This window comes from Bradyrhizobium sp. USDA 4516 (assembly GCF_054055915.1).
In genome coordinates this window covers 4065001-4090979 of record NZ_JBSRXT010000001.1, presented here as the reverse complement: position 1 = coordinate 4090979, position 25979 = coordinate 4065001, and the positions used below count along the sequence as shown (strand labels likewise).

Here is a 25979-nt window from a genome sequence, read left to right as displayed (position 1 = left end):
CCGTGAGGTTGTTACGCAACCAAAAACTGCTCGATAGCCACGGCGCGACCTCTTAGGCTTACTACGCTGCGGAAAGTATCTCTCTCGACCGGGGATGCCTACCGCCGGCTTTCCAGACGCGGACCCAAAACGACCGTTCGCGTAGCGCTGATCGGCTGCTTAGAGGACTTGACCGACAAGGAGGGCGTAAGGATCGTCCTCTCTTGACTTCCCTTCCGATTCCGCCTCGAACTCATGTGCATAGGGGCGACGTGCCATTTATCTGAACGTCTGCTCATAGGGCGATGTAGCCGCGTCTGCAGCAGCTACATTGCGGGCTTGAGGCCTTCCCGGACAGCGCTCCCATCGAAATGCGCCTTGGCCGACGAAATGCTCAGGCTCGAAGAAGGCTTCTGCTTAACCGCCATCCCGAGATCTGCGCCTTTATGACCACGCGCCTAGTTCTTCTTCCATTTTGGGACCAGATTCTGAGCGAGGAGAGCCACCTGCCTCGCGCCATGCGGCACCAGGAAAATGACGAGGAACAGCAGAACGCCGAACACCGCGCCCGAGAGCCCCTTGGAGATGCCTTCGGCGACGTTGGGTACGAAGATGATGAAGGCGCTTCCCACGATCGAGCCGGGCAGCCAGCCGACGCCACCGACCACCATGCCGAGGAACAGCGAGATCGCGAGCTGAATGGTATAGCCATCGGGTGCAACGAACTGCACCGTGATGGCGCCAAGTCCCCCGGCAACCCCCGTGATGCCAGCCGAGACGCCAAATGCCAGCGTCTTGTAGAGCGCGACGTCGACGCCCATGGCGGAGGCCGCGGTCTCGTTGTCGCGGATCGCCATGAAGGCTCGGCCGGAGCGGCAGCGCAGCAGGTTCACCGATGCGACGTAGATCGCGATCGTGATCGCCAGCGTGAAGTAATACAGCCACATGTCTTGTGACATCGGGAGGCCGAACGGCGCATCGGGCTTGGTCACGACCAGGCCCTGAACGCCGCCGGTCCAGTCTTCGAAATAACCGAGCTTCAGCAGCTGCGGCATCGCCGTGGCAAGCGCAAACGTCGCGAGGGCCAGATAAACGCCTGACAGCCGGAGCGCGGGCTGGCCGAACAGGAAGCCGAAGCCGAAACAGATCACGCCGGCGATAGGGAGCGTGAGCGCATAGTTGATATTGAAATGTTCCATCAGGATCGCAGTGGTATAGGCGCCGACAGCGTAGAACGCGCTCTGGCCGAGCGAGAACTGGCCGCTTCCGCCGGTCAGAATGTTAAGTGCCAGCACCGCGAGCCCGTAGATCAGCAGCATCGTCATTTGGAAAATGACGAAGTTCTTCCCGAACAGCGGGATGATGATGAGCGCGGCGAGCACCACCAGCGAGGTGCCGGAGCCGAGCGTCATTGCCCGCTTCGGAACCGCCTCGATCGCCTGGTGACCTTCGGCAACTACTTCTTCTATAGCGCTCATGATCAAACTCGCTTGACGATGGGCCGGCCGAACAGACCAGCAGGTTTGACGACCAGGACGGAGATGATCAGCGCCAGCGCGATCGGAAGTTTCAGCTCATTGCCGACCCCAGGGATGTAGGTCCCGGCGAGGTTCTCGAATATGCCCACGAGGAAGCCGCCGGCCACAGCGCCGAACGGACTTGTCAGTCCGCCGAGCACGGCGGCCGAAAACCCGTAGATCAGCACGCCAAGCATCATGTTGGGCTCGAGGAACACGACCGGGGCGATCAGCATGCCGGCGATCGAACCGATCGCCGCCGCGATACCCCAGCCGAGCGCGATCATCCAACTCGTGTTGATGCCGACCAGCCGCGCCGATTCAGGCACCGACGCGGCAGCGCGCATCGCAAGACCGATCCGTGTGTACTGGAAGAAGAAGTAGAGTCCGATCAAAAGCAGCACGGTGACGCCGATCATGCCGGCCTGGTGGGTCGAGATGAGCTGACTACCGAGGAATGATGAGGAGCCGAACGGCGTGGGATACTGCTTGATGGTGAAGTCCCAGATCAGGCCGGCCGAGGAGTTGATGATCGCAAACAGCGCGATGAAGCCGGCGACGTTGGTCAGGATCGGCGCCTTCGCCAGCGGCCTGAACAGGATGCGCTCGATCGCGATACCGCCCACGAAGGAGAACGCCAGCGTGATTACGAAGGCGACCCAGTAAGGTACACCCCATTGCATCAATTGCCAGGAGATGAAGGTCGAGAACATCGCCATCTCGCCTTGCGCGAAGTTGAGGTGGTCGATCGCCTGGTAGATCATGACCACGGCCAGCGCCATGCAGGCGTAGATCGCGCCCGTGGCTATGCCGGCCAGGACCTGGTTGGTGAACAGCTCCATTGTCCCGGCTCCCTCAGCAACCCAGATAGGATTTGCGGATGTCTTCGTTGTTCGCGATGTCCTTAGCATTGCCCGACATCACGATGCGGCCGGTCTCGATCACATGGGCCTGGTCGGCGAGCTCGAGCGCGAGCTGCGCGTTCTGCTCGACCACCAGGATCGACACCTTGTCCTCGCGATTGATCTTGCCGAGGATCTTGAAGAGGTCGCGCACCACCAGCGGCGCAAGGCCGAACGACGGCTCGTCCAGCAGCATCAGCCGCGGCCGCAGCATCAGCGCACGGGCGACCGCCAGCATCTGCTGCTCGCCGCCCGACAGTGTGCCGGCCTGCTGGGTGTGCCGCTGCTTCAGCACCGGGAAATGCACATACATACGCTCAATGTCGGAGACGATGCCGGCGCTGTCCTTGCGGGTGATGGCGCCCAGCTGGAGGTTCTCCTCCACCGTCATTGTGGTGAAGGTGCCGCGGCCCTGCGGCACATGGGCGATGCCGAAGCGCACGATGGTTTCGGTCGAGCGATTGGTCAGAGGCGTGCCGTCGAACTCGATCGCGCCGGTCGAGCGCACCATGTTGCAGATCGCCCGCAGCGTGGTGGTCTTTCCGGCGCCGTTGGCGCCCAGCAGCGTCGTCAGCGACCCCTCGTTGAGCGAGAAGGACAGGCCGTGGAGCGCCTGGACCTGGCCGTAATAGGCGTGCAGGTCCTTGACGTTGAGCAGCGTCGTCATTGGTCCTTGCTCCCGAGATAGGCCTTGATGACGTCGGGATCGGCCTGCACCTGGGCGGGTGTGCCTTCCGCGAGCTTCTTGCCGAAATTCAGCGCGACGACGTGGTCGGCGATTGACATCACGAGACCCATGTGGTGCTCGACCAGCAGCACGGTCACGTGGCGCTCGTCGCGGATGCGGCGAATGAGGTCGCCGAGCACGTAGACTTCCTCGTGGTTGAGGCCGCCGGCCGGCTCGTCGAGCAGCAGTATCTTCGGATCGGCCGCCAGCGCCCGCGCCAGCTCGACGCGCTTCTGGGTGCCGAAGGGCAAGCCGGAAACGATGGTGTGGGCGACGCCCTCGAGGTCGAGATAAGCGAGGATCTCGTGCACCTTCTTGTTGACGTCGGTCTCGCTGCGCCGGACCCAGGCAAGCCTCAGGGAGTCGCTGATGATGTCGCTGGAGGTCCTCGAATGCGCGCCGATGCGGACGTTGTCCATCACCGACAGATTCGGAAACAGCGCCACGTTCTGGAAGGTGCGGCCGATGCCGATCTCGGCGATCCGGTGCGGCGGCCGCGACAGGATGCTCACGCCCTCCATCAGGATGTCGCCGGATGACGGCTGGTAGAGCCGCGACAGGCAGTTGAAGAGCGTGGTCTTGCCGGCGCCGTTGGGGCCGATCAGGCCGAGGATCTGTCCATGACGCATGTCGAACGACACGCCGTTCAATGCGATGATGCCGCCGAACACGACGCTGACGTCGCGAACCGCGAGCAGGGGCGATGTCCCCTGCGCGAGCTGTGCCCGCATCATCTCGTCTCGCCTTTGTCGTTCAGCAACTTGGTGGGCGACCACGCTCCGCAACGACAACGGCTATCAGAACCCCTCCGCTTCTCGCGCATTTTCCCTCCTGATTGTGTCATTTTTTTTGGGATAGCGAATTCTTGGAGCGCCTCGTTTTCTAAGGAGTTCTTCGAGACTCCTCATGAGTTCTGCTCTCAGCAATTCCAGCCGGAGTGAGCTCTACAGTTCTAAATAAGAACTGTCAACTGGATAGGATCATCTCTCGCATTTTGAGGATTTCGACCATAAAAAACTCTATAGTTCTATTTTAGAATGTATATGGTCCGAGCTCAACGATCTCTCCTGCGATGCGTGCGGTAAAGCACAGATCTCATCCTGGAGCACGGCAAGTCCTGAGCGGGCGGTAAGCCAACCGGGACCACGCCGGCTCACTGCCGCAGGCTGACGCATTCCCGTACGCCGATGCGACGCATGATCAGAGAGGTCAGCTTGCCTGACGGTCGGGAGATTGGTGTCTCTCGTGATCGGCGTTCACGATTGCAATTGATGAACGCGATCATCCGGCCCGACCAGCGTTGCTCGGGATTGGATCTGAAGACCTTCGATTTCGCGCTCGAGCCTTGCGACGCGATTTTCCAGCCTTAACAGGTAGTCGCCATGCGGATCGTCCATGCTGAGGGCCTCGGCCCACTCGTTCATGACCTGCCAAAAGCGCTTGAACATTACTGCGCACTCCTGTGGTTGACCATTGAGGTCAGTCGGTTGCCAAGATCACGCGAGCCAGCTCCGTCGGATTTTCGACAGCTGAGAAGTGGCCCGTATCCTTCAATGTCAACATCCGCGAGGCAGGGATCAGCAACCGCGTGCGTTTGCGCTCCTCTGGTCGAGACCAATCGCTATCGCCATAGATGAGCGTCACGGGGGCCGAGATCTGTCGATAGTAGTCGCGCGCCTTGCTCCAGGAGCGCCAACCTGCCAGCACCTTGCGTGCGGCCCGCTTGTACCCCGCGCGACGGGCTACCTCGCCGAATTCAGCAAGCAAATCCGCCGGCAGTTTGCGCGGGTCGTGATATCCGCCGCCCATGATCTTGCCGAGCACGATCTTGTTTTCGAGCGATGCATTGATCGCCCCGAGCACCGGGATCTGCAAGCTTCCGATGATGAAATTCGCGAACCAATTGCCGCGTCGAATGCCGTCGCCGTAGCGGCTCTCATAGTCGTAGGGGTTGATTGCATAGACCCGCTTCACCCGCTGCGGAAGCGAGGCGGCCACCGTGAGGACCAATGCTCCACCGATCGATTCGCCAACGAGCGTCACGTTGGAGAGGTCGAGCTGCTCGATGAAGCGAATGACGGCGCGCCTGAAGTAGGGTTCGTCGAAGCTTGCGTCCGGATCGATCGGAGAGTGGCCGTGCCCCGGCAGGTCAATGGCGTACACCGTGTGCGATCTGGCGAGCAGGGGCGCAAGACTGCGGAAGTATTCGAGCTGCGTCCGGATCGTATGGATGAGGAGCAGCGGAGGCCCGCTGCCAGTCTTTTGATAACGTACGCTCAGCTTGTCCGATAATTTGAGCAAGCTTGGTTTGGCTTCGGTCATGCTGAGCATTCGATCTCTCCGTGCCTTGAGGGCGCACGCTTTCAAGCGGTGGCGACGTCGCGAACCTGTTTCGCCGCGGCATCCAGAACGGCCTGAGCCAGATCTGGGTCGTTGAGGACGCGCGATAGCGTGACCGCGCCGACCATCGTCGCGAGAATGGCCATCGCCTTGCCGCGCGCGTCCTCGTCGCCCGCTCCGGCGATGAAGCGGCCGAGCACGTCGAGATGCGCTTTGATTCCCGCTTCGAATTCCGCCTTCACCTCGGGGCCCTGACGGGCGGCATCCGAGCCAAGCGCCACGATCGGGCAGCCGTCCATCTTCTCTCCGCGATGGTCGCCACTGAGGTAAAATGCGATCACCGCACCGAGTGGATCGTCAGGATGTGCCGCGGCCGCGTCTGACCATCGGCCGGACGCGCTCTCCAATGCACGCTTGGACGCCTCAACCGCCAGATCCTCTTTTGATGCGAACTGCTTGTAGAAGGCGCCTTGGGTTAACCCGGCACCCTTCATCAGATCCTTGAGGCCGATGCCATCAAAGCCGCGCTCCCTGAAGAGGCGACTTGCCACGTTGATCACGGTTTGGCGGTTCTCGGCCGCCTGGGTGCGACTCACTCGCATCATGGATCTCCATTTGGATTTCGTTCGCCTTCTATATCCGATATAGAGTTCGGACGCAATCTATCAACCCCTAAGCCTTAACCGCAGCGTTTGGACTGATCTGCATGGGATCACGTTTCCGTTAGCGACCGAAAATAGATTGCGATCGACATCTAAGTGGATTATAGAAGTCGCATGAAATCTAAGTTCGAAAGGAGATGGGTTATGAAGAGGGGTATTGCGGTGTTGGCTGGTATTTTAGTGCCGGCGGGGGTGGCGACGTTCGTTGCTCTTGCGATTCCCGCCCACGAAGCCGCCGCGGTCATCGATCCCAGGCAGGAGCCCCCGATGGTCCGTCTGGTGACCGCTGCTCGGGTGGCTGGATCCGAACGCGGTTTCACCGGGACCATCGGCGCAAGAGTGGAAAGCAATCTGGGCTTTCGTGTCGCCGGAAAGATCGTCGAACGACTCGTGAATGTCGGTGAGCAAGTCAAATCCGGCCAGCCGCTGATGCGGATCGACGAAACCGATCTCCGTCTGGCGGTCGCAGCGAAGCGCAACGCCGTCGCCGCTGCGCGTGCAGTTGTCGTTCAGACCGACGCCGACGAGCGGCGCTACGCCAATCTGGTGAGCGACGGATGGACTTCCAAACAGCGCTACGAACAGGCGAAGGCCGCGTCGGACACCGCCAAAGCGCAGCTCGCCGCAGCCGAAGCCGACGCCGGGGTCGCCGAGAACCAGGCGACCTATTCCGTCCTGGTGGCGGATGCGGACGGCACAGTCACCCAAACGCTCGGCGAGCCGGGACAAGTGGTCTCCGCCGGCCAAGCGGTCGTTCGGCTGGCACAGTCCGGTCCTCGCGAAGCTGTAGTCGCGCTTCCAGAAACGACCCGGCCGGCGATTGGCTCGCTCGCTGATGCAAGCCTGTATGGCAGCGATGGGCGCCGCTATGCCGCACATCTTCGGCAGTTGTCGGATTCCGCCGATCCCCAGACCCGCACCTATGAGGCCCGCTATGTGCTCGATGGCGACGCCGCGGCGGCACCGCTTGGCGCCACCGTCACCATTCGGCTTGCAAGCCATGAGAATCAGCCGGAAGTCCAGGTGCCGCTGGGAGCGGTGCTCGATGACGGCAGAACGACAGGCGTTTGGGTCTTCGACGGCGCTACTTCGACTGTCCGCTTTCAGCCCGTCAAGCTTCTGCGAGTGACCAGCGAAACGGCCGTTATCTCCGGATCAAACACTGGTGACCAGATTGTTTCCCTGGGCGCTCATCTCCTGCACGAGGGCGCTCGCGTCAAGACCGCCTCGGAATCAAGGAGCAACTGATGAGCTTGAATCTTTCCGCGGTCGCCGTTCGCGAGCGGGCCGTCACCCTGTTCTTCATCGTCTTGCTGGCGGCCGCAGGCGTCTACGCCTTCCTCATGCTCGGACGCGCGGAGGATCCTTCCTTTACCATCAAGACTCTGACGGTCACGACAGTTTGGCCGGGCGCGACGGCGCGCGAGATGCAGGACCAGGTCGCCGAGCCCCTGGAGAAGCGGATTCAGGAACTGACCTGGTACGATCGGGTGGAGACGACCACGCGGCCCGGTTATGCGTACATGACGGTGACGCTAAAGGACAGCACGCCGCCCTCGAGCGTGCAGGAAGAGTTTTATCAGGCTCGCAAAAAGCTCGGAGATGAAGCCCGCAAGCTGCCCTCCGGCGTGCTGGGCCCCTTCGTCAACGACGAATATTCGGATGTGAGCTTCGGACTCTATGCCCTCAAGGCCAAGGGCATGCCGATGCGCGAACTCGCTAGGCAAGCCGAGATCATCCGTCAGGATCTTCTGCACGTGCCCGGCGTCAAGAAGATCAACATCCTCGGCGAGCGTCCCGAACAGATCTTTGTCGAGTTTTCCTATGCCAAGCTGGCAACCCTCGGCGTATCGGCAACGGATATCGTTGCCGCCTTGCAGCGGCAGAACACGTTGACCCCGGCAGGCTCGATCGACACCAAGGGGCCGCAGGTCTTCATCCGGGTCGACGGCGCTTATGACAGCGTCCAGGCGATCGCCGACACCCCGATCGTCGCTGCCGGGCGGACGCTGAAGCTGTCCGACATTGCCGAGGTCCGCCGCGGTTATGAGGATCCTCCCACCTACATCATCCGACACCAGGGTGAGCCCACAATCATGCTCGCGGCGGTCATGCAGGAGGGCTGGAATGGTCTGGCGCTCGGCAAGGCGCTGGAAGAGAGGTCCGCAGCGATCGCTAGGACACTGCCACTCGGGATGACTCTGGCCAAGGTCAGCGACCAGGCCGTCAACATCAGCTCGGCGGTCGACGAATTCATGATGAAGTTCGCGATGGCGCTCGGCGTGGTGCTGCTGGTGAGCCTGCTGAGCCTCGGCTGGCGTGTCGGCATCGTCGTGGCGGCGGCCGTGCCCCTGACGCTCGCCGTCGTGTTTCTCATCATGCTGGAAACCGGCCGGTTCTTCGACCGCATCACGCTCGGCGCCTTGATTTTGGCGCTCGGTCTCCTCGTCGACGACGCCATCATCGCCATCGAGGTGATGGTGGTGAAGATGGAAGAGGGCATGGACCGCATCTCGGCGGCGGCCTATGCGTGGAGCCACACAGCAGCGCCGATGCTTTCAGGAACGCTCGTGACGATCGCGGGCTTCCTGCCGGTGGGCTTCGCCCGCTCGACCGCCGGCGAATACGCCGGCAACATCTTCTGGGTCGTGGGGTTCGCCCTCATCGTCTCCTGGATCGTCGCGGTGATCTTCACGCCGTATCTTGGCGTCAAGATGCTGCCCGCGATCAAGCCGGTCGAAGGCGGTCACCACGCGATCTACGGCACGCCCAACTATCAGCGCCTGCGAGGCCTCATCACCTTCGCCGTCCGTCACAAATTCCTGACCTGCAGCATCGTCGCCGTCGCCTTCGCGCTTTCCGTCGTCGGCATGGGTGGCGTAAAGCAGCAGTTCTTCCCGACCTCCGATCGCCCGGAAGTGCTGGTGGAGGTTCGCCTGCCGGAAGGCACCAGCATCGGGACGACGACGGCCACCGTCGAGAAGCTCGAGGGTTGGCTGCACGATCAACCCGAGGCCAAGATCGTCACGAGCTATATCGGTCAGGGTGCACCGCGCTTCTTCTTCGCGATGGCGCCCGAGCTGCCCGATCCGGCCTTCGCGAAGATCGTCGTCCTGACGCCTGACGCAGAGGCGCGCGAGGCTTTGAAGCACCGGCTCCGACAGACCGTGTCACAGGGCCTTGCGCCCGAAGCCAATGTGCGCGTCACCCAACTCGTGTTCGGACCTTATACGCCCTTCCCGGTGGAGTTCCGGATCATGGGACCGGATCCCGCTCAATTGTATGCCATCTCTCAGAAGGCTCTCGAAGTCATGCGTGGCGTTCATGACGCGCGGCAAGCAAATCGGGATTGGGGCGATCGCACGCCCGTGCTCCGCTTCATCCCGGATCAGGATCGCCTCAACTTGATAGGCCTTTCGCCGGCCGAGGTGGGCCGTCAACTCCAGTTCCTGCTCACCGGCATGGCCGTGACGCAGGTTCGTGAAGACATCCGCAATGTCCCCATTGTGGCGCGCAGCGCCGGCGGCGAGCGACTCGATCCGGCGCGTCTGGCGGATTTCTCATTGATGAGCCGCGACGGCCGCTCGATCCCGCTCGACCAGGTCGGCCATTCGGAGATCCGACTCGAAGAGCCGATCATGAAGCGCCGCGATCGCACGCCAGTCGTCACCATTCGCTCCGATATCAATGAGGCGACCCAACCTCCGGAAGTCTCAAAGGAGATCAAGACGGCCCTGGAGCCGCTGATCGCATCCCTTCCGGCCGGCTATCGTATCGAGCTGGGCGGATCGATCGAGGAGGCAACCAAGGCCAACGACGCGTTGGCGACGATCTTTCCGGCCATGATTGCCGCCATGCTGATCGTCGTCATGCTTCAGGTGCGGTCCTTTTCGACGATGGCGATGGTCGTCCTGACGGGACCGCTCGGCCTCGTCGGCGTCGTGCCGGCATTGCTCATCTTCAACCAGCCCTTCGGGTTCAACGCGATTCTGGGCCTGATTGGACTGGCGGGCATCCTGATGCGCAACACTCTGATCCTGACCGAACAGATCAAGGAGAATCTCGCCGCCGGCCTTGACGACTATCACGCCGTCATCGAAGCCACGGTGCAACGCACCAGGCCGGTGATCCTCACCGCATTGGCTGCCGTGTTGGCCTTCATCCCGCTCACACATTCCGTCTTCTGGGGATCGATGGCCTATACGCTGATTGGCGGCACCGCGGTCGGAACGGTCCTGATCCTGCTCTTCCTTCCCGCGCTCTATGCCACGTGGTTCAGGATCAAACCGACCGCAGATGGGACGCATGCGGAAACGACGGAAGAAGCCGAAGCACGACCGGCAATGGCTGCGGAATAGAAGGCTCATCAAATCATGAATCGTCGAGAAGACCAGATTCCGACGAGGCGGAACATGAATGATGCTCAATCCGCAACCGCTTCCGAAAACGCGCCGTGATTCGGCGCCTAAGTACAAATCACAGCCTGAGTGCAGGAGACCACCTTGAGCAAGCTATTCACCCTCCTCTCGATTGTCTTTGCCGGCCTCGCTGGCGCAGACTATTTAAGCGTTGCGCCGGCAGCCTCAACAAACGCCTATGGATACTGTCTCCAGGACTATTCGTCAGACATGCGGACGTGCAGCTTCCATACGCTCGAACAGTGCATCGTCGTAATTTCCGGTCGCGGTGGGAGCTGCGCTCGCCATCGCCGGCCATCCGAGGGGTCCATAATGGCGGCGAACTAAGCCAAAGCTGGCCGCTATATGTTCTGGCCGAGCTAGGCTTCCTCGCGTAGCTGTGCTGAACGACTGCCTGCATCGCGGGTCCAACGTGGTGCCTTCCGGCAGGAAGACGTCGCCGATGCTCCGGGGTGAAAATGCTGGAAGATGCAATTTCCAGACTGCACTCGCGGCGCGCACGTTACAGCTAGGGCCGTCTGGCGAGCGCACCAACTGGCCTCGATCCGTTCCTTGGAAAGATGGTCGTTGCACCCCGTCACTATTAATACTAAAGTGACTTATATTCAAAAACAGTCCGAGGAAACAAATGCGCAAGGTTGGGACACATAACTTTCCTGAGATCGACCGTGTGGTTTACGGCAAGCCTGCAGCCGAGGCTTTGAATGATGAAGCGGTTCGGCTGAATGCCAATCGCGTTTTCCTCTTGGTCAGCCGTACCCTGAATACGAAGACCGACGAGATCGAAAAGATTCGCCGCGCGCTCGGCAACAAGCATGTGGCGACCTTTGACGGAATCGCGCAGCACACGACCCGCAAGCAGGCCGCCGAGGTCGCGCGTCAAGCGAAGGAGGCGCAGGCTGATCTGGTGGTAGCCGTCGGCGGAGGCTCTGCGGTCGACCTCGCGAAGATCGTCATCATGGCCATGGAACATGACATTTTCGATGAGGCAGGCTTCGACCCATTCGTTATGGGACCTGGCGTGCCCTTCTCTCCATTCCGTGCGCCCACAGTGCGGCAGATCGCAGTGCCGTCCACGCTGAATGGCGGCGAATACAATGCCGGCGCGCTCGTCACGGACGAGCGCACCAAGCTGAAGCAGATATACTTCCACCCACAGATGTCACCCGTGGCGGTCATTCTTGATCCCGATCTGAGCCTTCATACGCCCATAAACCTGTGGATGGGATCCGGCACACGTTCGATGGATCACGGCATCGAAGCCCTGTGCTCGCCAACGGGCACGACATTGGCGGATGAAGTGGTCCTGGCGGGCATCCGTCTTTTGCGCGAGGGTATGCTCCGCACCTTGGAGCAACCGAATGACATGGAAGCGCGTCGCCAATCGCAACAAGGCTCATGGCTCGCCGCTTTCGGTCTGCAGGCGCGCATTCCGATGGGGGCAAGCCACGGCATCGGACACGTGCTTGGTGGCACTTTCGATGTTCCTCACTATTACTGCACGCCCGTCATCATGCCGAGCCTTCTTCGGTATAATAAGGCCTTTACAGAGGACGCGCAGAAGCGCCTGGCCGCTGCCCTCGGCAGCCCCGATATGGAAGCTGGAGACGCCTTTGCTGGTTTCGTCAAAGCCCTCGGACTACCTACGCGTCTGGCTGACGTCGGCGTCGGCGAAGACAAGTTCGAGAAGATCAGCAAAATTGCGATCAATCACCGCTTCGTTCAAGCCAATCCGCGGCCGTTCAGGAGCGAAGCCGATATCATCGATCTACTGCGAATGGCCGCCTAACTGAAGCGGCTTGTGCGATTTGTAGACCTGAGATTCATGCGATCGCCAGAAGGCTGGTGTTCTCTCGTGTCTCCGGGCCCTCTTATCGATAGACGGAGTGACGATGACTGCTCTCGCTGATTTGTTTCCCGGATTTGAGTCGGTGTATGCCGAAACAAGTTCGGGGCGTATCTTTACGCGGGTTGGCGGTAAAGGGCCGCCACTTCTGTTGCTGCATGGATTTCCTCAAACTCATGTGATGTGGCATCATCTAGCACCGGCACTCGCCGAACGATTTTCGCTCGTCATCGCTGACCTTCCGGGATACGGCGCATCAGACGTTCCTAAGACCGACGCCGACCATACTCCCTACACGAAGCGGGCAATGGCCCGAACGATGGTCGAGATGATGGAAAGTCTCGGCCACTCCCGTTTCTCTTTAGTCGGCCACGACCGGGGAGGACGTGTCGGCTATCGTCTGGCGCTCGATCATCCCGAACGCCTTTCGCGACTTATCGTCCTCGACATATTGCCTACCTACAATTACTGGACGAGTCTTAGCCGTCTTTCGGCGCTTCGCATCTATCATTGGACGTTTCTCGCTCAGCCTCATCCTCTACCCGAGGCGCTGATCTCGCGAGACCCGGACGGATTCTTCGGCCCGGTGTTCGCGGAGGGCTTTGCTTCCCAGGCAGTGGAACACTATCTCAGCGCGTTGCGCGATCCCGAACGCGTGCATGGCCTCTGCGAAGACTACCGGGCCGGCGCCGATGCCGACTTCGACCATGACAAGAGCGATCTTGATGCCGGGAGAAAGATCACAACGCCCCTTCATGTCATCTGGGGAAGCCGCGGCATTGCCGCAGCAGGCGCCCAACCGTTGATCGTCTGGAAACATTGGGCGACGCAGGTCACGGGAGAAGCCGTCGAGGCGGGTCACTTCATGTGCGAGGAAGCTCCGGATGCCACCCAGAGAGCTATCCTGAAATTCCTCGCCGGCTAATCAGGCGACCGGCAGCAGCGCGGACAGCCGAAGATCGGCGATGCCAGGATATCCATCGACTGCCATCAGCAAGTCCGCCTCGGCGAGAATGCATCGCAGTACGTGAACGATCCCCTCGACGCCGTCGAGTGCGAGTCCGTAGGCATACGGCCGGCCGACGCCAACGGCCGTCGCGCCCAAGGCCAGAGCCTTGACGACATCAGTGCCTGAGCGAATTCCCGAGTCAAAAAGAACCGGCGTGTTGCCGGAGGCCCTGACGATGCCGGGCAGCAGATCCACCGCCGCGATGCCGCCGTTGGCCTGGCGGCCGCCGTGGTTCGAACAATAGATGCCATCGACGCCGCCGTCGATGGCACGTCGCGCGTCATCGGGATGACAAATGCCCTTCACGATCAAGGGCAGCTTCGTCAACGAGCGTAACCAGGGAAGGTCATCCCAGGTCAGAGGATGTCCAAAGATCGTCCCCCATCTCATGATGGCAGCGGCAACATCGCTCTCGGGCGGCTTTGCGAGACTGGCGCGAAATACAGGGTCCGAGAAATAGTTGGCGAGGGCATGCCCGCGCAACTGAGGGAAATTGGCCTGATTGAGATCCCGCGGACGCCAGCCGGTCACCCACGTGTCCAGCGTCACAACGATACCCTTGAAGCCGGCGGCCTCCGCCCGGTGAACCAGGCTCTCGGCAATCGCGCGATCGGTCGGCGTATAGAGCTGAAAGAAGCCCGGCGTCTCGCCGAACTCCGAGGCAACCTGCTCGAGCGGAGCGTTGCTCAGGGTCGATGCAATCATAGGCACGCCAAGCTTGCGCGCGGCCGTTGCCGTCGCAATATCACCGCGCCCATCCTGCGCGCACAAGCCAATGACGCCGATCGGGCACAGGAATAGGGGTGTCGGAAGCCGCATTCCAAAAAGATTGACCGACATGTCGCGGTTGGCAGCGCCCACGAACATGCGTGGGATCACCCCCCAGCGTTCGAAGGCGGATACGTTGACATTCTGGGTATGCTCGTTCCCGCAGCCACCTGCCACATAGGATACGACCCACGGCGGCATTGCGGCATGAGCCCGTGCCTCGAGTTCACGAAAATCGACCGGAAGCTTCGGCAGCACCCCGTGCAAGCCCGAACGATAGATCTCAAACTGGTAGCCGCCATAGTCAATCACGCCGACCTCCCTTGCCGTGTCATTTTGCAGAATGCAGACGCGGATGCTCGCGAGCCTGACGCGCCTCATACGACTTCACATGGGCATAGGCGGTGCTGAGGAGGATCGGGACCTCGCCTCCACCAACGCGACCAAGCAGATCACCGAGAATATGATCGCCCTCGGTCGGTGCTCCTCGCTCGATATCGCGTGCCATGGATGCCATGAGCGGCGAGCCCGGCGTTGTGAGAATGGAACGCACGCGCTCGATATAGGCCGGACGCGGTCCAAATCCCTGCCTGGCCGCGATTGCACTGGCTTCGCCAAGCAACCCGATCACCAGGTCGGATGCGCCCGCAGCTACGATGTCCCCCATCGAGGCGCGCATCAAGCAGGTCGCGCCGGCGATGGTTGCGATCATCACCCACTTCTCCCACATGGCCTGCAGAATCCCGTCGCTGAGCTCGGCGTCAAAGCCGGCACCCGACAAGGCGCCGACGATCTCGGGGCGACGTTCAGATCGCGTCCTGCTCTGTTCGCCAAAGCTCAGCGTGTGTAGGTCCGTCAAGTGCAGAATTTCACCGTCGGCTGAAAGCGCCGCTGAGATGGCACACTGGCCCCCGAAAACGTTCTTTTCACCGAATCGGGCGTTCAACACGTCGAGATGACGCAAGCCATTCAACAGAGGTATGATGACCGAGTTCTTGCCCACCGCCGGAGCAAACGACTCGATCGCGCCGTCGAGATCGTAGGCCTTGCAGCTCACAATGATAAGGTCATACGAGCCATTCAGCCGGTCGGACGTGATGGTCTGAGGCGATGCCAGGTGCAGATCGCCGAGCTTGCTCTTGACGACCAGCCCGCCTTTCCCGAGCGCTTCCGCGCGCTTCGGCCGCACCAGGAACGTGACGTTGCGTCCTGCCGACAGCAGCCTCGCGCCAAAATACCCCCCCAGAGCGCCGGCTCCAATGACCAATATCCGCAAGATTCATCTCCTCTTCAATTTGAATGATCGTCGTCTCCTGCCGAAGGCATGACGCGGGCTCCTTCTCCGCAGCGCGACAACGGCGTCTCAGTAACCATCCCCTTGCCGGCAGGCGCGCCTAGTCCGCGGCGCTGACAAGCTTCCCAAAGGGAACCCAGCTCTTGCCGTCGAACCTCTCGAGCTGCAGCGAGGTCCACGCCTGGTTATTGTTCACACTGGTATTGATGGTGCTGCCGGGGAGTGCCATCGACGGCGAAAAATTCCTCAAATTCAGCGCCTGCTTCATGATGTTCTCGCGCGTCAGGTCATCGCCGCACTGCTGGAGGATCTTCTCGAGGATTTCGCCCTGGACGATACCGGCAGTGTAAAGCGTCTCCGCGACATCACCGCCTGGAACGTACTTGGCCAGAAGCGCACGATAGCCTTTTACCTTGGGATCGTGCTCCCAGGCCGGATCCATGGGGTCTTTCAGGAACGTGCTCGACACCACCCCCTTCGCGTTGTCGAGGCCCGCCGCGGCAAGCGTACCCGCTACGGACGTGGTTGAATTGATAATGACAGTCAGGGGATTCCAGCCGATTTCTCGACTTCTACGCAGAGCCTGCGCCGTGAATTTCGGTGAGCCTGCGATGAAGAACGCTTCGGCTCCCGAGCTCTTGAGCGATACGACCTGAGACTCCACGGTCGGATCAGCCGCTTCGTAGGACTTCGCCACGACCAGTTTGCCGAAGTCGTCCTTCATGTAGGAGCGGAAAGCGCCGACAAAATCCTTTCCGAGATCATCGTTCTGATAGAGAATGGCAATGCGCGAACCCGGCATCTTTTCAGTTATGTATTTCGCGTACACTCTGCCTTCGGTATCGTAGCTTGGCAGCCCGGTCGTGGTGTAAGGATACTCGGCTTGATTGGTGAATTTGTTCGCGCCTGAGACAACGAAGAGGTGCGGCACCTTTTTGCTGTTGGCGTATTTTACATTCGCAGAAATGCTTGCGGTCCCGAGTGGGCTGAACAGAAATGCGACCTCCTCGCTTTCCACCAACTTGCGGGTCTGTTCGACGGATTTGCTCGGTGAGTACGCATCGTCAAGCGCGATCAGCTTGATCTTGCGGCCGTTGACGCCTCCCTTGTCGTTGATGAACTCGACATAGCCTATCAATGCCTTTCCTAGGCTGCCGAGGGCCGAGGCAGGACCACTGAAAGGAAACGTCGCGCCGACCCTGATCTCCATTGCGGTAACCCCGACTGGATCTTCGGCCTCTGCCTTCTGCACAAACGACACCGGCGCGACTGCAAGCATCAGCATCGCTAGAACGACTCTCTTCTGCCACATCGATACTTTCCCCACAATGAGACGCTCTCGGCGTCAAATGGCGTTTCCGTTCTGCGCTCCCCGTCTGACCGCGGGGTTGCGAGAATATTGAGATCGGATCTGACTTCCCCTCGCTCTCTTCAATCAGCCAACATTCGGCGGCCCTCTCGCGAGAGAACTCGCGCTAGGCGCGATGACTACAACCGTCTGATCGTGCGGTGAGAGACTCTGGCCGCAGGCTGCGAACCGCGCCGGCACCGCTTTTAGTCCCTGTAGCGGGAACCCCTTGCGTCCAGTGCGCGACGATAAGCCTCGAACGAATCTTGCCCAAAGGAGGTCTTTTCGTCGAACCCCTTCGCAACTTCGCTTTGCATCTGGCGTGTCGTACGACGCAGGATCTCCTCCGACAGAGGCCGCCAGCCCTTCCCGAATGTTGCAGCCGCGAGTTGCACCTCGCATGCGCGCTGCAGGATCGTCATGCGGAACAGCGCCTCCGCGGCGGTTCTTCCACACGTCAGAAGACCGTGATGTCTCAGGATCATGCAGTTCTTGCTGCCGAGCGATTTGACGAGGCGCTCGCGCTCGCCGAGATCCGTCGAGATGCCCTCGAAATCGTGATACGCAATTTGCTCATAGAGCATCGCGCCGTAAAAGCTGTGATAGGAGAGCCCTTCATCCGTGCAAGCAACAGCCACACCGGCCGTCGTGTGCGTGTGGGCGATGAAATGGGCGTCATCGCGTGCGGCGTGGATCGAAGAATGGATCGTGAAGCCCGGCGCGTTGACGCGCCCCGGAACTTCCTCGACTCTATTCCCGTCAAGATCGATCTTGATGAGATTGGAAGCTGTGACTTCGTTGTACGCAAGCCCGAACGAGTTGATCAGAAAGTGCTTATCAGGACCGGGCACCCGAGCTGTGATGTGATTGTAGATGTGCTCGCACCAGCCCAGATAAAAAAACACATGATACAGCGCAGCGAGGTCCTCACGGACCAGCCGCTCTTCGGCGGCCAGAGCGTTCTGGCGGATTTTTCCAGGTGAGGTTTGGACGTTCATGCGATCCCTCCGCGCAGCAGCTCAATCGAGCAAATCCGGCTGTTCTTTTACGATCTTCGAATACAGGGTCTGGAATTGAAACCACCCTGCTCTGGGCGAACCAAGGATAGAGAAAGCCTGGTTTGCGGATGTTTCAGGAATGACCTTGAGAGCTTGGCCGGTTCGCGCCGCGGCCGCCTCGGCAAGAAGCTGAACCTGGCACGACCGCTCCATCGTGATGAACCACCAGACCGCCTCATCCACGCTCTGCCCGACGGTCAACAGGCCATGGTTTTGCAGGATAGCCGCCTTGTGCGGCCCCAACGCCTTCGCGATTTGCTGGCCTTCGTCCATTTCGACTGCCACGCCACCGTAATCTTCATATAGAGCATGATCGTTATAGAAGGCGCATGCGTCCTGCGTGATCGGCTCCAGTTTCCGCGCTAGCGTTGAGAACGCCCGGCCATGCGTGGAGTGCGAATGCGCCGCACCGATCGAGTCCGGACGTGCCGCATGAACGCTTGCGTGAATCGCGAAAGCAGCGGCGTTGACGGGATGGTTGCCCTCGACCACTTCGCCTTTGTGATTGACCCGAATGAGATCTGACGCCTTGATCAACCCGAAGCTCATACCGAAGCCGTTCACCCAGAACGTGTCCGTGAACTCCGGGTCACGCACGGTGATGTGACCCGCAACGCCCTCGTCGAACCCGAATTTCGCAAAAAGCCTGAGGCCGGCAGCCAGCCGTTCCTTTCTGTGCTGTCTCTCTTCGGCCAGACTCTTGAAGACGGGGGGCTGGGGCAGCCCCACATTGATCTTCGCTACGGGCCCCGTATGTTGATCTTGCCGCTGGGGTGCGTTCATGATTGTGCCCTCGCCTCTGGTTTCCGTGGGTCGGCCTGTCGGACGGGCCTGGGGTTTGTTCGATGCGATCTGATAACGATCTAGATTGCGCTATCCAGCGTCCGCCGCGTTTCCACTAGACTGGCCAGAAAGCAGCAAGAAAGAAAATTGAAATCGATTGTGAATCGTTGAAATGCGCTCAGCGCAAGAAGTCGAATGCACAATCAACCCTTCCCCGTTGGAAATCCGCCCGTTTGTGCGCGTTAGCGTGACTCCAACGTTCGCAAAGCTTGCGGCCAAATCGTCAGCGCGACGTCTCAGGCCGGAACGCCTCGACCTCGATGTACCGACACTCGCAGACTGGTAGTCGCAGCGGCAACTGTGCTGCCGCTGGTCGACGCAATCCGGAGCCATGCTGGGCGCGCCAATAACCGCTCCCCGAGATGCGAGTATCCGCCCAGCGGGAGCACGTCGTGTAGTTCGAGGCGTGGGCCCAGACGTTGACCTTAAGTCGAGCCAAAACTCATCGTGGTGACATTCGTTCCCGCGTGGTGGCTCGTTAGTAGCGAGTTCCGTCGATGGACGACCGCCGTAAGGGACTGCCACCCCTGCACAGCTCCGGGGGTCTCGTGTTGGGTCAGGGCGCGTCGATCGAACGCAACTGGAAGGTCAGCGTCTGGCCCTTCTTGGAAGGATCCATGAGATAGCCGATCTGGCCTTCCGCTACCCAAAGCATATTGCCGACCCGCGCGACGCCCGTCGGTCCGGCGAATTCTTTGATCGTGTTGATTTCGGCCCGATCTCCGACAATCGTGACTTTCGAAAGCGGACCGGCACCTTCAACCATCACGAAACCGGTCTTGTCTGCCCTAAGACCATCCGGAAACTTGATTGGGCGTGATGTCTCAAGCTTCGTGACGGCGCCCGCGACTCCCGATTTGGATTCGATGCGGAAGAGCTCGCCGCTTTGGAAGGTGTTGACGTACAAAGCTCCATCCTGTCCAAACGCAATGCCATCAAGACCACCCTTCAGCTTGTCGTCTTGCACCCAGACTTCAAGCTCGGAAGATCCCTTCTTCAAGCGAAGGATCTGTGGCTGCAGAGTATTCGTGACGTAAAGCGCGCCATCCGGCCCAATCGCGAGATCGTTACAGATCGAGGGTTTTGCAGGAAATTGGGCGCTGATCTTTCCCTCTCCGGTCTTGAGGTCAAACCCCTTAACGAACGAACCTTCGATCGTGTTTGGACCTTTGACGCCGAGCGGTGTGGCGTCGTTCGAACAGACCCAAAGAAGGCCTGATTTCTCGTCGGCGAGAACGCCGAACGTCGATCGCGTATCGAATGTCCCGGGCTTGATCCAGGCTTCGGCCTCGGAGGCGCCGGGCTTTACGCGCGCGATTCCGCCGTTAGTCAAGCTGCTGGCGAAGAGCGTTCCATCCGCGGTCGCTGTCAGACTTTCCGGAAACGGAGATCCAGATGGAATCGCGATCTGCGATGGAGCCTCACTTGCAAATGAGGCCCCGGCTATGCCCACCAGCGCTGCGACGGCCATTCGGGCGAGGTTTTGAAACAAGTCCGTTTTCTTAGCTGACATGCGCTCCTCCGAGTTAGTGTGTATGTTCGACGTTCAGTTCTGGCGGCGCCTCGTCAAGGCCGAGGCGGAAGCGGCCCGCAGGGCCGCTTCGAAGGGAGCACTCTACTTACCGCGCATCGCATCGGCCGTGCTCTGGATGAAGGCCTTTAGCTTCTCCACATCGTCGGCGCTGAGCTTGCCGGTGAAATCGGGCATGCCGCGCGACATGGCCGGCCCCTTGAAGACGAACTTTTCCAGGTTCTCGATGTAGGCCTTTTCCAAATAGACCAAGCTGGGCAGGTTGCCGCCAAGATGCTCCTTGCCGGGCTCGCCGTGACACAGCAGGCAGTTGCTCAGGTACAGCCCGAGGCCGGGCGCCACGTCGGCGGGGTTGTACTTGACGCCGGCGACCAGCTCACCCAGGCGATGGGCGGGAAAGTCGGGCAGAGGCGCCTTGCCGCCCGCGGCGAAGGTGTACACGGTGCCCGGCGCCCGCTTTTCGCTGTAACCCGCGGATAGCCCGTACGTGCCACCCCAGCCCACCGCGATGGAAACGTACTGCTTGCCGTCCACCACATAGCTCACGGGCGCCGCCACCACGCCGCCGCCGATGGGCGTCTCCCAGAGCACTTTGCCGTCGCGCGCGTCGAAGGCCATGAAGCGGCCATCCGCGGTGCCCTCGAACACCAGGTTGCCCGCAGTGGCGAGGGTGCCGCCGTTCCAGGGCGCCGAGTGCTCATGCGTCCAGGCAGCCTTCTGTTGCACAGGGTCCCAGGCGACAAGTCTGCCGAGGGTCGGGCCTTTGGGCTGCTTCGCGTTGATGAACGTGGCCAGATTCCAGCCCGTGCCGCTCTGTATCTGGCTCGGGGTGCTCTTGTTGAACTTCCAGTCCTTGTCGTCCATCAGCGTGAGAGGTATGGACTGCACCGGCATGTACACCAGGCCCGTGGAGGGGTTGAACGACATCGAGTGGAAGCCGCGCGCGCCGTGCGCGCTGGGGGTGATCTCGCGCGGCCGGTCGCCCTTGCGGGCGATGGCGGTCTCGATCGGCCGGCCCTTGTCGTCGTAGCCCGTGGCCCAGTTCACATCGACGAAGTTCTTGGCGGAGATGAACTCGCCGTTAGTGCGGTCGATCACGAAGAAGAAGCCGCTCTTCGGTGCATGCAGGATCACCTTGCGCGGCTTGCCGGCGATCGTGATATCGGCCAAGATCATCGGCGGCGTGGAGTCGAAGTCCCAGCTTTCGCCCGGCGTTTCCTGGTAGTGCCAGACGTACTGGCCGGTGTCCGGGTTGAGCGCCACGATGGAGGCAATGTACAGGTTGTCGCCGCCCGCGGGGCTGCGCTGGCTCTGCGCCCACGGCGTACCGCTGCCGGTGCCCACGTACATCAAGTTCAGCTCGGGATCGAAAGTCATCGTGTCCCAGGCATTGCCGCCGCCGCCGAATTCCCACCACTTTCCCGCGGGGTCCCACGTCTTGGCGGCCCTCGCCATCGACTCGTCCTCGAAAGGCTTGCTCGGGTCGCCGGGCACGATGAACCAGCGCCACTTCTGTTCGCCGGTGTTCGCGTCGTACGCGGTGATGTAGGCTCGCGCGCCCATCTCGGCACCGCCGTTGCCGATGATCACCTTGCCGTTGAACACGCGCGGAGCGCCGGTGATGGTGTAGCTGAACTTGTGATCGGCAACGGTGTCCTGCTCCCAGACCTTGCGGCCAGTGCTCGCATCCAGCGCGATCAGCCGACCGTCGAAGGACGCCACGAACACCTTGCCTTGCCACAGCGCCACGCCGCGGTTGACCACGTCGCAGCAACCCTTGTAGCCCTCGTCGCGCTTCACCTGCGGATCGTAGGTCCACAGGCGCTTGCCGGTGCGCACGTCCACCGCGTGCACTACGCTCCACGACGCCGTGACGTACATGACGCCATCCACCACCAGGGGCGTGGCCTCCACGCCGCGCGTGGACTCCAGGTCGTACGACCACACCAAGCCCAAGTCTTTCACGTTGGAGGTGTTGATCCGATCCAGGCGTGAGAAGCGCGTCTCCGCGTAGTCCAGGCCGTGGCTCGGCCACTCGGTTGTCGTGAGTGCATTGGCGCGGATAAACGTTCCATCGACCTTGCCCGCCGGTTTATCGGCCGACAGCGCCGCGGTGTGGGCGGTCAGCGCAAGCACGGCCAACAACGCCGCGGCCGTCCGCTGCGCGAATGAGGTTTTCATGGAATCCTCTCCTTATCTTTTTTGTCGGGTGTGGTGGTCACCCGCTGAATTTTGACCTGATCGCTAGCGGTCTTTCGCCGAGCCTACGCTGGCTCAACGCCGAAGCCGAAAGGTCTGGGGGGTGTTTGCTGGGCCGCGACGATGCCGGAGCAGCGCAAGCCCTTGCCCAAAAACGCCGCCGATGTCCGCGCATTGACGATTCAGCTGCAAACCCGGGGTCTTGCCAGCGGCCCGCGCCGGGCCGCTGGCACAAAGTCACAACCCACCTTGCTTACATGTCTACATCGACATTGAGCGTCAGGTCCGTGGCCGGCATCGTGAAGGCACCGTCCTCGAAGGTCGGCACGCGCATCGGGGGCCGCGCGTTGGTCGATATCGCCCACTGCTCGGTGGGCTGGCCGACGGGGCTGACGTCCATCATTTGGTTGTTGTTCACGTCGTGCATGATGGAAGCCGCATAGCGGCCGGGGGGAACGTCTGGGAAGCGACACGTGACTTCCCCGGCCGCGGCCGGCACCCAGACGATCGCCTTGGCGGTTTTCGGGTTCATGGGGTATCCCTCGCTGCTGCTGTACAGCCAGCAGCCAATCTTGCCGTAAGGCGCCTCCGCGCCTTTGACCTTGATGATCAGATCACCGGCCCAGGCCGACGATCCCAGCAGCAGTGTGGCGGCGCAGGCGGCACGCAGGGATGCACGAACTGGGAACGAGCGCGAGGAGTCAAAAAACATGTAAGAGATCCCCCCTCAGGGTTAAGGTTATATACTGCTTCGAAAAAAACTCGGGGCGATTCCTCGCCTCAAGCCATCTTTATCGCCTCGGCCGTCAGCGGCAGCTTGCGCAGCCGCTTGGAGGTGAGCGCGGCGACCGCGTTGGCGAGGACCGGCATGATCACCGCCGTGGCCGGCTCGCCGATGCCGCCGGGCGCCTCGGTACTGTCGACCAGCACGATGTCGATCGCCGGCACTTCATTCATGCGCACGACCGGGAACTCGTGGAAGTTGGTCTGCTGCACCCGGCCCTTTTCCAAGGTGATCTCCTGCATCAGCGCCGCGCCCATGCCGAAGATCACGCTGGACTGGATCTGCGCCTCCACCGTATCGGGGTTGATCATGCGGCCCAGGTCGGCCGCCACGATGACTCGGTGCACTTTGACTGCACCCTGGTCGTCCAGACTGATCTCGGCCACCTGGGCCATGTAGGTGTTATAGGCTTCCATCAGGGCGATGCCACGAGCCCGGCCGGCGGGCAGCGGCTTGCCCCAGCCCGATTTTTCGGCTGCCAGTTTCAGCACTTCGACAAAGCGCGGCTGGTTGCCCAGCAATGACAGGCGGTACGCGTAGGGGTCTTGGCCGGCCTCCTTGGCAAGCTCGTCGATGAAGCACTCGTTGGCAAACACGTTGAGCGGGTTGCTGACCGAGCGCCAATAGCCCACCCGCAACCCCGCGTCGTGCTTGACCACGTCGTGGCGCGTCGCCGCAATTTCATAGGGCGCGACGGCCGATTCGGTCATCGTCGGGTCCTGAACCTTGAGCGGGATGCTGAATACGCGGAGGCCGACAGACTGGGAAGCCATGCGAAAGGTCATGGCCGTCGGCTTGCCGTCCGACCCCAGGGCGGCAGCGACGCGGTGCACCGCCTGCGGCCGGTAGAAGTCGTGGGTCATGTCGTCCTCGCGCGACCACAGCAGCTTGACCGGCTTGCCCACGGCCTTGGAGATCTGCGCGGCCTGAACGACGAAGTCCACTTCCTGGCGACGCCCGAAGGAGCCCCCGAGGAAGGTGGTCTCCAGGGTGACGTCCTCGGGTTTGATATCCAAGGCCTTGGCCACCGCAGTCTGCGTCAAATCTTGCCACTGCGTCGGGCCGATCAGGTGAACGCGCCCGTTGTTGTAATGTGCAGTGAAGTTCATCGGCTCCAGCGCCGCATGCGACAGCAGGTGGCTCACGTACTCAGCGCGCAACACCCGCGATGAGGCGGCGATCACGGCATTGGCGTCGCCATTCGCCTTGAACAGTTTCGGCGTGCCGCTGTCCAAAGCCGCCCGGGTGCCGGCCAGCATAGAATTGTGGTCGAGCGCGGCGCCCGCGCCCTCGTCCCACTCGATGACCAGGGCCTTGCGGGCCTGGTTGGCGCGCCACCAACTGTCGGCCACCACCGCGACGCCGTCGGGGATCTGCACCACGTCCACCACGCCAGGTATGCCTTTGGCCTTGGCCGAGTCCACCGTCTTGACAGTGCCGCCGATCACCGGGGATTGCTCAAGCGCCGCGTAAAGCATGCCGGGCAGCTTGACGTCGATCCCGAAGCGGGCCGTGCCGTTGACCTTGGCCGGCGTGTCCAGCCGCCGCGTGCTTTTGCCGACGAGACGAAAGTCCTTGGGGTCCTTCAGCGGCGGCTTCTCCGGTACCGGCATCGTGGCCGCCGCAGCCGCGAGCTCGCCGAAACTCGCCTTGCGCCCCCCGGGGCCCATGACGAAGCCATTGCCCGTCCTGACCTGATCGCGCGTCACCTTCCAGCGCGCGGCCGCCGCGCCGGCGAGCATCTCGCGCGCCTGCGCGCCCGCGATACGCAGGCGATCCCAGCCGTCGCGCACCGAGGTGGAGCCGCCCGTCAGCTGCAGGCCGCCCACCAGCGCGTTGCCGTAGGCCTTGGCGTTGGGCGGAGCGACCTCCACCTTGATGCTGGCGAGGTCGACACCGAGCTCTTCGGCCAGCAGCATGGGCAGCGCGGTGTAGACACCCTGGCCCATCTCGGAGCGGGCGGTGATGAGGGTGATGCTGTTGTCGTCGGCGATGTGCACCCAAGCATTAAGTGTGTGCACGTTTCCGGTGGCTTTGGCATCGAGCGGACTCGGAAGACTGACACCCAGCAGCAGGCCGCTGGCGATGGCCGAAGTCTTCAGGAAATCGCGGCGTGAGGGTTCGGTGAAGTTGTTCATTCGTTTTCCCCGGAAGACTCAGCCTTTGCGCATCATGGTGGCCGCGTCCTTGATGGCGGCCTTCACGCGCGGATAAGTGCCGCAACGGCAGATGTTGCCGCTCATAGCCTCGTCGATGTCGTCGTCGCTCGGGTTCTTGTTGTGGGCCAGCAGCGCCGCGGCGCTCATGAGTTGCCCTGACTGACAGTAGCCGCACTGCGGCACGTCGTGCTTGATCCAGGCTGTTTGCAACGGATGACTGTTGTCAGGCGACAGGCTCTCCACGGTGGCCACCCGTTTGCCCAGCACGGCCGACAACGGCGTCTGGCAGGAACGCACCGGCTGACCGTCGAGGTGCACCGTGCAGGCGCCGCACAAGGCCATGCCGCAGCCGAACTTGGTGCCGGTCAGGCCGATCTCGTCACGAATGACCCACAGCAAAGGGGTGTCGGGTTCGGCGCTGGCCGAAACGGCTTTGCCATTGAGATTGAATTTCACGCTCACAAACTCACCAGGCTTTCTCCCTGTTTCTAACCACCCAAGTTGACGGCGCTATGCCGAGCTGCTCGGGTTCGGGGACAACGACCCTGTACTTGAATCTAAATTGCGCTATGGAGCGTCGCTTGCTTCCGCTAAG

22 protein-coding genes are annotated in these 25979 nt (G+C 61.4%); 5 read left to right on the top strand and 17 right to left on the bottom strand.

Annotated features, from left to right (window positions below; translation table 11 throughout):
* Positions 1-437: 437 nt before the first annotated feature.
* The 7 genes from ACVI1L_RS18920 to ACVI1L_RS18890 form a co-directional block, all read right to left on the bottom strand.
* Complete coding sequence (locus tag ACVI1L_RS18920) at positions 438-1457, bottom strand: branched-chain amino acid ABC transporter permease (protein WP_456783532.1); 1020 nt, start codon at positions 1455-1457, stop codon at positions 438-440.
* 2 nt (positions 1458-1459) lie between these two features.
* A complete protein-coding gene (locus ACVI1L_RS18915) occupies positions 1460-2338 on the bottom strand; it encodes a branched-chain amino acid ABC transporter permease (protein WP_456783531.1) in 879 nt (292 codons plus the stop codon).
* A gap of 13 nt (positions 2339-2351) precedes the next feature.
* Entirely contained in the window at positions 2352-3065 is a 714-nt protein-coding gene (locus tag ACVI1L_RS18910; protein ID WP_456783530.1) for an ABC transporter ATP-binding protein, read from the bottom strand.
* A complete protein-coding gene (locus ACVI1L_RS18905; RefSeq protein WP_456783529.1) occupies positions 3062-3859 on the bottom strand; it encodes an ABC transporter ATP-binding protein in 798 nt (265 codons plus the stop codon). The genes ACVI1L_RS18910 and ACVI1L_RS18905 overlap by 4 nt, the downstream gene beginning before the upstream one ends.
* A 522-nt stretch (positions 3860-4381) precedes the next feature.
* Positions 4382-4573: a hypothetical protein gene (locus ACVI1L_RS18900; protein ID WP_456783528.1), complete on the bottom strand. Its 192-nt coding sequence runs from the start codon at positions 4571-4573 to the stop codon at positions 4382-4384.
* Between the two features lie 31 nt (positions 4574-4604).
* Positions 4605-5456 carry an alpha/beta fold hydrolase gene (locus tag ACVI1L_RS18895; protein WP_456783527.1) on the bottom strand — a complete coding sequence of 284 codons (852 nt, stop codon included), beginning with the start codon at positions 5454-5456 and terminating at the stop codon, positions 4605-4607.
* Between the two features lie 32 nt (positions 5457-5488).
* Positions 5489-6067 carry a TetR/AcrR family transcriptional regulator gene (locus ACVI1L_RS18890; RefSeq protein WP_456783526.1) on the bottom strand — a complete coding sequence of 193 codons (579 nt, stop codon included), beginning with the start codon at positions 6065-6067 and terminating at the stop codon, positions 5489-5491.
* A 204-nt stretch (positions 6068-6271) separates the two neighbouring features.
* Between ACVI1L_RS18890 and ACVI1L_RS18885 the strand changes: the two genes are divergently transcribed.
* The 5 genes from ACVI1L_RS18885 (at position 6272) to ACVI1L_RS18865 (ending at position 13316) form a co-directional block, all read left to right on the top strand.
* Positions 6272-7375, top strand: a complete 1104-nt coding sequence (locus ACVI1L_RS18885) for an efflux RND transporter periplasmic adaptor subunit (RefSeq protein ID WP_456783525.1) — start codon at positions 6272-6274, stop codon at positions 7373-7375.
* A complete protein-coding gene (locus tag ACVI1L_RS18880; RefSeq protein WP_456783524.1) occupies positions 7375-10485 on the top strand; it encodes an efflux RND transporter permease subunit in 3111 nt (1036 codons plus the stop codon). Before ACVI1L_RS18885 ends, ACVI1L_RS18880 begins: the two co-directional genes overlap by 1 nt.
* Before the next feature lie 129 nt (positions 10486-10614).
* Positions 10615-10872: a DUF3551 domain-containing protein gene (locus tag ACVI1L_RS18875; protein WP_456783523.1), complete on the top strand. Its 258-nt coding sequence runs from the start codon at positions 10615-10617 to the stop codon at positions 10870-10872.
* A 301-nt stretch (positions 10873-11173) separates the two neighbouring features.
* Entirely contained in the window at positions 11174-12334 is a 1161-nt protein-coding gene (locus ACVI1L_RS18870) for an iron-containing alcohol dehydrogenase (RefSeq protein WP_456783522.1), read from the top strand.
* 103 nt (positions 12335-12437) lie between these two features.
* Positions 12438-13316, top strand: coding sequence for an alpha/beta fold hydrolase (locus ACVI1L_RS18865; protein ID WP_456783521.1), 879 nt, complete (start codon positions 12438-12440; stop codon positions 13314-13316).
* Here the strand turns inward: ACVI1L_RS18865 and ACVI1L_RS18860 are convergent, their stop codons facing one another.
* The 10 genes from ACVI1L_RS18860 to ACVI1L_RS18815 all read right to left on the bottom strand — a co-directional run bounded on the left by ACVI1L_RS18860 (position 13317) and on the right by ACVI1L_RS18815 (position 25840).
* Positions 13317-14480 carry a lactate 2-monooxygenase gene (locus tag ACVI1L_RS18860; protein WP_456783520.1) on the bottom strand — a complete coding sequence of 388 codons (1164 nt, stop codon included), beginning with the start codon at positions 14478-14480 and terminating at the stop codon, positions 13317-13319. It abuts the gene before it with no gap.
* Between the two features lie 19 nt (positions 14481-14499).
* A complete protein-coding gene (locus tag ACVI1L_RS18855; RefSeq protein WP_456783519.1) occupies positions 14500-15444 on the bottom strand; it encodes a ketopantoate reductase family protein in 945 nt (314 codons plus the stop codon).
* Positions 15445-15562: 118 nt separating this feature from the next.
* A complete protein-coding gene (locus tag ACVI1L_RS18850) occupies positions 15563-16774 on the bottom strand; it encodes an ABC transporter substrate-binding protein (protein ID WP_456783518.1) in 1212 nt (403 codons plus the stop codon).
* A 242-nt stretch (positions 16775-17016) separates the two neighbouring features.
* Positions 17017-17808, bottom strand: a complete 792-nt coding sequence (locus ACVI1L_RS18845; protein ID WP_456783517.1) for a class II aldolase/adducin family protein — start codon at positions 17806-17808, stop codon at positions 17017-17019.
* Between the two features lie 21 nt (positions 17809-17829).
* A complete protein-coding gene (locus tag ACVI1L_RS18840; protein ID WP_456783516.1) occupies positions 17830-18651 on the bottom strand; it encodes a class II aldolase/adducin family protein in 822 nt (273 codons plus the stop codon).
* A 616-nt stretch (positions 18652-19267) separates the two neighbouring features.
* A complete protein-coding gene (locus ACVI1L_RS18835; protein ID WP_456783515.1) occupies positions 19268-20224 on the bottom strand; it encodes a hypothetical protein in 957 nt (318 codons plus the stop codon).
* Positions 20225-20326: 102 nt separating this feature from the next.
* On the bottom strand, positions 20327-22423 hold the full coding sequence (locus ACVI1L_RS18830) for a PQQ-dependent dehydrogenase, methanol/ethanol family (RefSeq protein WP_456783514.1): 2097 nt from the start codon (positions 22421-22423) through the stop codon (positions 20327-20329).
* A gap of 271 nt (positions 22424-22694) precedes the next feature.
* On the bottom strand, positions 22695-23153 hold the full coding sequence (locus ACVI1L_RS18825) for a DUF2141 domain-containing protein (protein ID WP_456783513.1): 459 nt from the start codon (positions 23151-23153) through the stop codon (positions 22695-22697).
* A 68-nt stretch (positions 23154-23221) separates the two neighbouring features.
* A complete protein-coding gene (locus tag ACVI1L_RS18820; protein ID WP_456783512.1) occupies positions 23222-25363 on the bottom strand; it encodes a molybdopterin cofactor-binding domain-containing protein in 2142 nt (713 codons plus the stop codon).
* Between the two features lie 18 nt (positions 25364-25381).
* Positions 25382-25840: a (2Fe-2S)-binding protein gene (locus tag ACVI1L_RS18815; RefSeq protein WP_456783511.1), complete on the bottom strand. Its 459-nt coding sequence runs from the start codon at positions 25838-25840 to the stop codon at positions 25382-25384.
* Positions 25841-25979 lie beyond the last annotated feature (139 nt).